Source organism: Fusicatenibacter faecihominis, assembly GCF_020686945.1.
GTDB classification, from domain to species: Bacteria; Bacillota; Clostridia; order Lachnospirales; family Lachnospiraceae; genus Limivivens; species Limivivens faecihominis.
On the sequence record NZ_JAJEPR010000061.1, the window covers coordinates 1 to 8976 of the forward strand.

Sequence of the window (8976 nt, forward strand, 5' to 3'; positions counted from 1 at the left end):
ACGTCGATTGACGACAACGCAGCAGATGAAAACTTATACAAGTTATTTGGCGAAATGTCAGTGATACAGTACACTAGCTTCATTTCCCATACCATACACACGCACGTTCATCCCACAATGAGACACGAAATATCCGTCATTTCACGCATCCTCTGTATGACGTAAGCACCTTATTTTCTAGCGTGCCCTGGAAAGGGGGTGCAGGGGGAAAACCAGGACTGCAAGACTCTGATGGTTTTCCCCCTGCTATTCCCTACGCCTTCCTCAAAGCGTACCTATGAGCGCATTGCTCCGTCCACGGACAGCACATCGCCCGTGACATAAGATGCCATCTCATTTCTGCTATAACTCCTAACCTGAGGTTAATTCTTTCGGATCTGCTTTTCTGCTAATCTTTTCTCAGGAGAACTTTCACCTTCTAAGAAAGGAGTCGTTTATGAAGAAGAGAATCGTACCAAAAACCACACTTATTCTTTTATTATTCACCCTGCTGCTGGCCTGGAGTGCCGTGCTTCCGGGCCGGGCAGACAGTCTGATCAAATCAAAGGAATTTACCACCCGCACTTTTTATGCCGACGGGGACGACGACGAAGTCGAGTTCACCGAAAATTTCGGCTTCGCCGGTGATTCCTACCTGAACTCCGGCCGTTTCCGCATGGACATTACCCTCACGCCTGTTTACAACAGCATCTGGATCTCTTCCGATGGCGAGCGGGCGAATCTGGCTACGGAACCGGCAATCGTAAACCTGATCAACGGCAGGCTCAACGCAAGGATCGATACTGCCACCGGAGGCGAATTTCAGCCGGACTACGGAAGTGACGGCATGATCCGTTCCTTCCGCTATTCCAGGTCTGATCTTCTTTCCGATGATCTCACTTATGCCAATTTTACGGTCACTCTCCCTGATGAGTACGCCATCGAATCCCTGTTTTACCAGTACGGAGAGGATCTCGAGATTGACGATGTCCAGTACTCTGTGAAATTCAAGATCAAAGTCTCCATCTATGGAAATGCCCCCGGGATCAAACTGAAAAAGAAAGTTCTCTACGGTTATATCAATGATATCTGGTATTTTATCGATGTGGCTGAATTAAAAGGCGGCAATGAAAAAATCGTAAAAGCCACTTCCAGCAATCCTTCGGTTGCTGCGGTTTCCGCCTCCACTCAGCGGATCCGCCTGAAAAAGGTCGGCACCAGCAAGATCACCCTGACAAACGGGTACGGGCGCTCTGCCACCTTCACCGTCAAAGTCCAGCATTCTACCATCAAGAGACGGGTTTCCTCCGTCAGCTGCATCCTGGGTACGGAAATGGATCTGGACAATAACGGCATCGTCGGGATCCTCGGCACGCCCCGGTATACGGTAAAATCGTCAGACAGCAGCATCGTCAGCGTACGGAAAAGCCTGAACCATCCGATCATCCGCGGCAAAAAAGCCGGTTCTGCCAGAATCTCCTTTACCTGTGGCAAGAAGAAGTTTTCTGTTCTGGTACGAGTGAAAAAGGCTTCCGTGGTCTTCAGCAATTCCATCACACTCACGGAAGGAACCAGCCGTTCCCTCTCCGCAGCGGGAAGTTCCAGCGGCATCTATATCAAAAAAGCGGTAAGCCTCAACGGTCTTCTCTCCCTGAAGCTCTCCGCAAATTCCAAAACCCTGACCCTCACCGCCAACAAGAGTTTTTCCGGCAGCACCGCCACAGAAAAAGTCCTCGTGACCTTCAATAACGGTACGAAAAAGACCGTCACCGTGAAAATCACCCGAAAACCGACTCCTACGAAGCCTTTTTCCCTGAAGGACATCAAGATCAAGCTGATCCGCTCCTACTGGAATGGCTCCAAAGCCTGCATCGAGTATTCCGTCACCAACAACTCCTCCAAAAACCTAAATAAGGTGCGCATTTTCTACAGCGGCACCATCAGTGAGACAGTCAGCGGCTATGCCACCATCAACAGTTCCATTCCAAAAGGAACCACCAAGACCTTCATCACCCGGGTCAGTGCCTACGACTATCTGGAGGGAGTCACCCTGAAAGTCACCTCCGCCTCCTGAAACCGCGGTTGAAAAAATGCCCTGTTCGGGGTATCATTAAGAAAAAACACCGAACAAGGAAGAACCGCCATGAAAACACGACCTCACCTGAATATCACCTATCTTTCAGAGCGCCTTCAAGAGGCGCTCTGTGACATTTTCCAGTATTCCGTCACGACTGTGACCGCCCCCATGGGTTACGGAAAAACCACCGCCGTCTCCGCTTTTCTCAAACAGGCAGAAAACGACGGTGTTTCCGTACGCCGCCAGAGCATCTATGGGGACAGCTCCGCCTCCTTCTGGAAAGGTTTCTGCCGGCTTTTTTCAGGAACCGCCGTTTATAAGGAGCTGGCAGCTCTTCCTTTTCCCACAGATGAGAACTCCAGAGCCTTCTTTCTCGAGCTTCTGGAGCAGGCCTTTGAAAAAAATGACCGGCCCTTTTGCTGCTTCATCGACGATCTGCATCTATTGACGGACCCGTCGGTTTTCGCCCTTCTTTTTGCTCTGGGCAGACTCGCTCTGCCGGAATTTCATCTGATTCTGGCCAGCCGGAACCCCATTTTCTCCCCCAGTGAAAAGCTCCGCCTTGGAAAAAATCTTCTGGAAATCGATGCCGTAACCTTAAGTCTTCAGCCCGGAGAGCTGAAAAATTACTGCTCGCTCTGCGGCTTGAAGCTGGATGCCGCCTCCCTCTCAAGCCTCCATCAGCTCACGGAAGGCTGGTTTTCCTGCGTCTATCTGAACCTGACAGCTTACCTCGCGGAAGGGCATTTTATCGAGGACAGCGCCAGCATTTACGATATGATTTTCCACATCCTGCTCGACCCGCTCCCCTCGGACTACCGGAAGCTTCTGACATTTCTCGGCCTCGCGGATGAGTTTACCGGCAGCCAGGCCGTCTACCTCTGGAAAAATGACAGCGCCCGGGAAATGCTGAAAAACCTCACGGAAAACAACGCCTTTATCAGCCGTCTGCCGGAGCCGGACACCTTCCGCTGCCATCACATGCTGAAAAGCTGCACCCGGAAAATGTTTGATGAGCTTCCTACTGAAGAACAGAACCGCTGCAAGGCCCGTATGGGAACCTGGTATCAGAGTCAGGGGCGTTACGAGGAGGCCATCCACTGGCTCTCCCTCTCCGACAACTACGAGGCGCTCCTGAACGCCGTCGAGGAAAACCGCGGCTATGCCCTGAATATTCAGCACCAGGAGGAGGTCCTCCGGTGGCTGGACGAGTGCCCGAAGGCAACTCTGGCCCGCCATTCCTACGCCCTTCTCATTTTCATGCGCCGCCTTTACACCTTCCGGCGGATCCCGGAAATGCTGCGGCTCAAGGACTTTTTCCTCCAGAGCGTGTCTGAAAATCCGGAACTTTCCGAGACGGAGCGCGGCAACCTGCTGGGCGAATGTGAGGTAATCTTAAGCTTTTTAAGCTACAACGATATTCAAGGCATGAGCCTCCATCACCGGAAAGCCCTGACTCTTATGACCGAAAAGACCACCTCCGTGGGCGGCTCCGGCTCTTGGACCTTCGGTTCCCCCAGCGTCCTCGCAATGTACTACCGCACCCCCGGAAGCCTTGACCGTGTCGTAGCGGATATGAAGGAATGTATGCCCTGCTATTACCGGCTCACCGGCGGCCACGGAAGCGGTGCTGAAGATCTGACCGAGGCGGAAAGCCTTTTTCTCCAGGGAAATTTTGCCGCTGTTCCGCTTCCCCTCAAGCGGGCAGAGCTGGCCGCTCTCGATAAAAAGCAGTGGGGCATGTTGCTCTGTAAGGATTTTCTCGAAATGCGGCTGGCCCTTTTTGCCGGAGACCGGGAACGGATTCAGGAACTGATGGATGAGCAGAAAAAAACTCTGAAACGGGAGCTTCAGAGTATGTTTTTAAATACGCTGGACGTATGCAGCGCCTTTCTCTATGCAATTCTTGGATGCAAAAATGAGATTCCGGAATGGATTGCTTCCGGGCGGCTCGACAGCGCGCTGGTACTCCATCCTGCCATGCCCATACTTTTTATGGCCTACGGGGAGGTTCTGCTGGCAAAGGGCGATTACTCACGGCTCATCGCCATGGAGGCCGACCTTCGCAGGCGTTTTTCCATTTATCCCAACCTGCTCTGCACGCTCTATCTGGAAATCCAGCTCTCCGGAGCTTTTTATCAGCTGGGTGACAATGAAAAGGCCCTGTCCCATCTGCAGGCCGCTTTCACCATCGGTGAGGAAGACCGGATAGCCATTCCTTTTGCAGAAAATGCAGCCTGGATCCGGCCGCTTTTCAGCCAGCTTCTCTCTCCGGCCAGCCAGCCTTTCATTGAGGAGATTCTCCGACTGGCCGATCTCTTAGATGAAGCCAGAAGCGATGAGCTCCGCCGCCCGGCCTGCCTCACCGACAATGAGTGGAAGGCCGTAAAACTTGCTGCCTCCCGCCTCAGCAACCGGGAAATCGCCTTGGAAATGGGCTTTTCCGAAGGCACCGTGAAGCAATACCTGAACCGGATCTACGGAAAACTTCACCTGGAGGGCGACGCCCGGAACAAGCGCCGCCGGCTGGAGGAGCTTTTTAAGTGAGATACACAACGTTCTGAAGCGGAGACAGGATACTTTCCAGCACCGTTATATAAAGTTCTCCTTCCCCGAGAATATCAAAAGCCAGACAAAGCACGCTGTCCCCGGCATCCTGATCGTAAAGGTCATTGATCGCCTGGGCCAGGGTGTTTCCGGTGTAGCCTTTGGTATCCACGTCTGCCGTCTCAAGAACATTCAAAATCTGATCCGCCAGGGCGATCCGCTCATCGTCGGTCCGGTCGCCATACCAGCCATCCTTATACATAAGAGTCATTTCCGGATAGTCGTTAGCTGCCAGAAGAAGGGCGTCCTCGTCCTCACTCTCCAGGGCCTGCTCTCGAAAAACCGTCAGGATCGCATCCCGGTAAGAATCATAGTCATCATCAAAAAGGAGGGCCGCGATTTCCAGCGTACTGGCAGAAACGCCGCTCTCATAGGCCGTGTCGAGGAGATCCCTCAGAGTTTCTGCATCCAGCTCATTTTCCTGATAATAATCAGCCAGAACCTGGGGCAGATCTTCCCGCATCTCCTCAAAATTTTCCTCGTCATACCAGAAACTTTTTCCGATAAAAGCGGTATCCAGAATATCTCCATCATACAGCTTTTCGATGATTTGCTCCTCTTCAGTCAGTTCCCTTTCTGTCTCCTGGCTGGCTTCCTCTGTGACTTCTTCCATACTTTCAGCCTGCGCCTGGATCGTCGGCTGGCTTCCGATAAAAAGCGCCAGGAAAAGGATAAACATTCTTTTTTTCATAAAAAATCCCCCTTCCTTTCTGTTATTTCTATTCAAACAGAAAAGAAAAGGGATTTCTATTAACCTCTGGTTATTTTTTCAGGCTTTTGTGTACCAGTAGCGGACACAACCGTAAATATAGGCCTGATCATAATTGGAAATTTTGATTCCTCCCTGCGGATAAGGAGCAGAGTTGGAAGCGTGAACGATCTTTCCATCTCCGATATAGATTCCCACATGAGAATTGTTCGCATAGTAGAAAATCAGGTCGCCCGGTTTCAAATCCTCAACCGCAATCTTGACCGGTTTCGCATAACCAGCCAGTCCTTCATACTGCCAGCCGGTATAATGTGCAACATTGATGCCAAAGTGGCGCAGAACCAGCATCGTGAAACCGGAACAATCCACTCCTTTGGTCAGATCCTCTCCTCCGCCAAAAACATAGGGATAACCGACAAACTGCTGGGCATAGGCCGCAATCTGCTTTCCAAGAGCGTCGTTTTCTGTCAGCGGAGTTTTGGTCGTCATCTGTCCGTTGGCATCAAAGGTATAATAAATACCGTCGATCTGCAGATCCGTACTTACCGCCATAGCTCCTCCTTTGGAAGGATTAAAGTAGTAAGTGATTCCCTCTACTACACGGAAACCGGTCTGCATGGCTCCGTTCGTACTGTTAAAGTAATATTTATTTCCGTTATATTCTGCCAGACCCAAGACTTTAATCCCGCTCGCATCGAAAAGATAGGTATCGCTTCCCACTTTAATAAGTGTATTCTTGGCACGCTGACCCTTGCTGGTCAGATAATAACCATCCACCCAGGTATCCTTCGCCATCTCGCCGGTCGTGGTATCAAAATAATACCAGCTGCTGTCCAGTTCCTGCCAGCCGGTCACAGGCTGATAGGAAGAATCCAGGAGATAGGTTTTTCCGTCTTTATCGGTGAAAAGGCCCGGACTTCTGGTCTCGCCGGTCTTTACACCGTCGCTTCCCACATATTCGGAACCGATCCAGGTACTCTTCGCCATGGTTCCGTCGGAAGTAAGGTAGCACTTATCTATCCAGGTATCTTTTGCCATCACACCGAACATATCAAAATAGTATTTCTCTCCGTCGATGGTTTTCCAGCCCTTGCTGCGGGCTCCCGTACTGGGATTCAGATAATACTTCTGCTCCCCTATCGTAATCCAGCCATACTGTCTCTGGCCTTTTTCATTGACATAATAGGTGTTGCTCACGAAACGGCTCTTTACGAGCTGTCCATAAGTGTTCAGGTAATATTTTTCTCCGTCAATAGTCTGCCAGCCTGTCAGCATCCGTCCGGTTTTCGGACTGAAATAGTAGTCATTGACTCCGTAATGAATCCAGCCTGTCGTCATCTCGCCCGTCGTCGGATTGAAATAATAGCTGAGCCCGTCAGAGGTCTTTCTGATACCGGAAAGCCGCCGCAGAACGCCGTCTGTTCCGAAATACCAGACTTTGTCGTCAACCCGTTTCCAGCCCGTCAGCTTCTTATAATTGACCTTGCTGAAATAATACTTCTTTCCGTCGATCTCCATCCAGCCTGAGGCGTAGGAACCGTTTTCGTCCAGATACTGGTTGTCATTGATCCAGGTCCCTTTGGCAAGGCTGCCATCCGCATTAAAATAATATTTTTTTCCGTCGATGGTCTGCCAGCCTTTTTTCATGATCACACCGGTCCTGGAATTCAGATAGTAGGTCTTGTCGCCGTTGGTGTACCAGCCGTAGACCTTCTCTCCCTTATCATTCACATAATAGGTGTTGCCCACCAGACGGTTCTTGGCCAGCTGTCCGTAGCTGTTGAAAAAATATTCCTTACCGTTTATGGTCTGCCAGCCCGTCAGGGCGCGACCGGTCTTGGGACTGAAATAGTAATCGTTTACGCCGGAGTGAACCCAGCCGGTGGTCATCTCACCCGTCGTCGGATCATAGTAATAGCGGTTTCCGGAATTTTTCACCACGCCGGAGAGCTTTTTCAGCGTGCCGTCCGCATTAAAGTAATAAACCTTTCCGCCGATCCGGCGCCAGCCTGTCACTGCCGCATAGTTCATATAGCTGAAATAATATTTGTTGTCACCGATCGTCACCCAGCCTCTGGCCAAACGGCCTCTCTGATCCGCATAATATTTTCCGCGAACCAGGGTATTTTTCTGGAGCTCTCCCAAGCCATTGAACGAATAGCGGTAGGAACCAATTTTATAAATGCCTTTCAGAGCATAGCCCTTCTGTCCGAAATAATAGATCTGTCCATTAATTCCTGCCCAGCCCAGCACCTGCGCGCCTGTCTTGGGGCTGAAATAATATTTCTTTCCTCCATAGACCACAAAACCGGTCTGCTGCGCTCCGGTCTTAGTATTAAAAAAATACGTTTTTCCGGAGATCTTCGTAAAACCGGTGGCTTTCTTTCCATCTGTATAATAATATCTGGCATTTCCCTCTGTTACCCAGCCATCCCCGGAAACGGTTTCATCAACAAGATTATCTGCTCTGGCCGGAACCATATTTTCCGCCGGAGCCCATACCAGAATCCCTGTGAAAAATAATGCCATGAGAAATTTCTTTTTCATATAAATCCCCTTTTATGTATGTCTCTTCCAAAACTTCCGAACGCAGGCTGAACCCCCCACGTCTCGAACTATTACAGAATTATTACATCATTATGAAAAGTTTAGCGGATTTCTATGGAAAAGTCAAGAGAAGATGAGATTCTTAAGAAAAAACATAGATTATCCTGTTCATAAACCATATTCCTGATACATCTCTTTTCTTGTTTTCGAGTCTGTCACCACAGCCTGGATCTTTTCGCTTTTGCCAGAAGTCTCTCTTTTTCGTATGGTTCCAGTCTCAAGTTCATTTTTTTCTTCTTGTTTCTCTGTAAAATTTCATCCAGCCGGGCAGGATTTTCTCCGCACCGGCTTTCCTTTCTCAGAAGGCATACAAAGGATTTGGCCAGGAGATCTCCGCCCGTCAGGATGCTGCCGCCAAACATGACCAGGGCGTCGGCTTTTGGGATGTTAAAAACTGACATTAAATCTGTTTGGGTAAGAGATTTGAGGTCTCGCTTGCTGCAGAAATGGGCGAGAGTGTTGATATAAAATGACGTTTTATGATCCATATAATTTCCTTTATTACATCTCATCTTTTATGAAAAGATTATAGCTTAGAAAAATGGTTTTAGCTAGACGCTTTTGGGAAAGCGTGGGGGGAAATGCGAGGGGAAACCATCAGAGTTGCGCCAGTCCTGGTTTCCCCTCGCGCTCCCCTTCCAGGGCACGCTAGAAAATAGGGAGCTTACGTCATACTACTATTGCGTGAAATGACGGGTGTTACTGGATATAAAAACATAAAAAATAAGAGGCATACGTCACGCTGCTACACAGCGATTATATGATGTTCCGTGTCTCATATTGAAATCCAACAATTCAAATCTTCCATATGAATAACAAAACACCATATCATCTCCACGCACCAGTCTGACGTAAGCCCCGTATTTTTTGACCTTCTTATCCACTCTCACCTGTCATTTCATGCAGTTTTTGTATGACGTATGCACCCTATTTTCTAGCGTGCCCTGGAAAGGGGGTGCAGGGGGAAAACCAGGACTGCGCAACTCCGATGGTTTTC

At 49.7% G+C, this 8976-nt stretch carries 5 protein-coding genes; 2 read left to right on the forward strand and 3 right to left on the reverse strand.

What is annotated here, in order from left to right; all coding sequences use genetic code 11:
* The first annotated feature begins 436 nt into the window (after positions 1-436).
* Positions 437-2053: a hypothetical protein gene (locus LKD71_RS17150; protein WP_227616331.1), complete on the forward strand. Its 1617-nt coding sequence runs from the start codon at positions 437-439 to the stop codon at positions 2051-2053.
* Positions 2054-2122: 69 nt separating this feature from the next.
* The gene (locus tag LKD71_RS17155) at positions 2123-4603 is read left to right on the forward strand and encodes an AAA family ATPase (RefSeq protein WP_227616332.1); all 2481 of its coding nucleotides are present in this window, start codon (positions 2123-2125) and stop codon (positions 4601-4603) included.
* Here the strand turns inward: LKD71_RS17155 and LKD71_RS17160 are convergent.
* From LKD71_RS17160 to LKD71_RS17170, 3 genes are all read right to left on the reverse strand, one after another.
* Positions 4596-5354 (reverse strand): hypothetical protein, encoded by a 759-nt coding sequence (locus LKD71_RS17160; RefSeq protein WP_227616333.1) that lies wholly within the window; start codon positions 5352-5354, stop codon positions 4596-4598. The two genes, LKD71_RS17155 and LKD71_RS17160, sit on opposite strands and share 8 nt — an antisense overlap.
* Positions 5355-5432: 78 nt before the next feature.
* Entirely contained in the window at positions 5433-7919 is a 2487-nt protein-coding gene (locus LKD71_RS17165) for an NlpC/P60 family protein (RefSeq protein WP_227616334.1), read from the reverse strand.
* 215 nt (positions 7920-8134) lie between these two features.
* Positions 8135-8380 (reverse strand): hypothetical protein, encoded by a 246-nt coding sequence (locus tag LKD71_RS17170; RefSeq protein WP_227616335.1) that lies wholly within the window; start codon positions 8378-8380, stop codon positions 8135-8137.
* Positions 8381-8976 lie beyond the last annotated feature (596 nt).

Bases quoted from the DNA above. Each gene is read 5' to 3' on its own strand.
- LKD71_RS17170 (WP_227616335.1), bottom strand. From the start codon at position 8,380: ATGTCAGTTTTTAACATCCCAAAAGCCGACGCCCTGGTCATGTTTGGC.
- LKD71_RS17155 (WP_227616332.1), top strand. From the start codon at position 2,123: ATGAAAACACGACCTCACCTGAATATCACCTATCTTTCAGAGCGCCTT.
- LKD71_RS17160 (WP_227616333.1), bottom strand. From the start codon at position 5,354: ATGAAAAAAAGAATGTTTATCCTTTTCCTGGCGCTTTTTATCGGAAGC.
- LKD71_RS17150 (WP_227616331.1), top strand. From the start codon at position 437: ATGAAGAAGAGAATCGTACCAAAAACCACACTTATTCTTTTATTATTC.
- LKD71_RS17165 (WP_227616334.1), bottom strand. From the start codon at position 7,919: ATGAAAAAGAAATTTCTCATGGCATTATTTTTCACAGGGATTCTGGTA.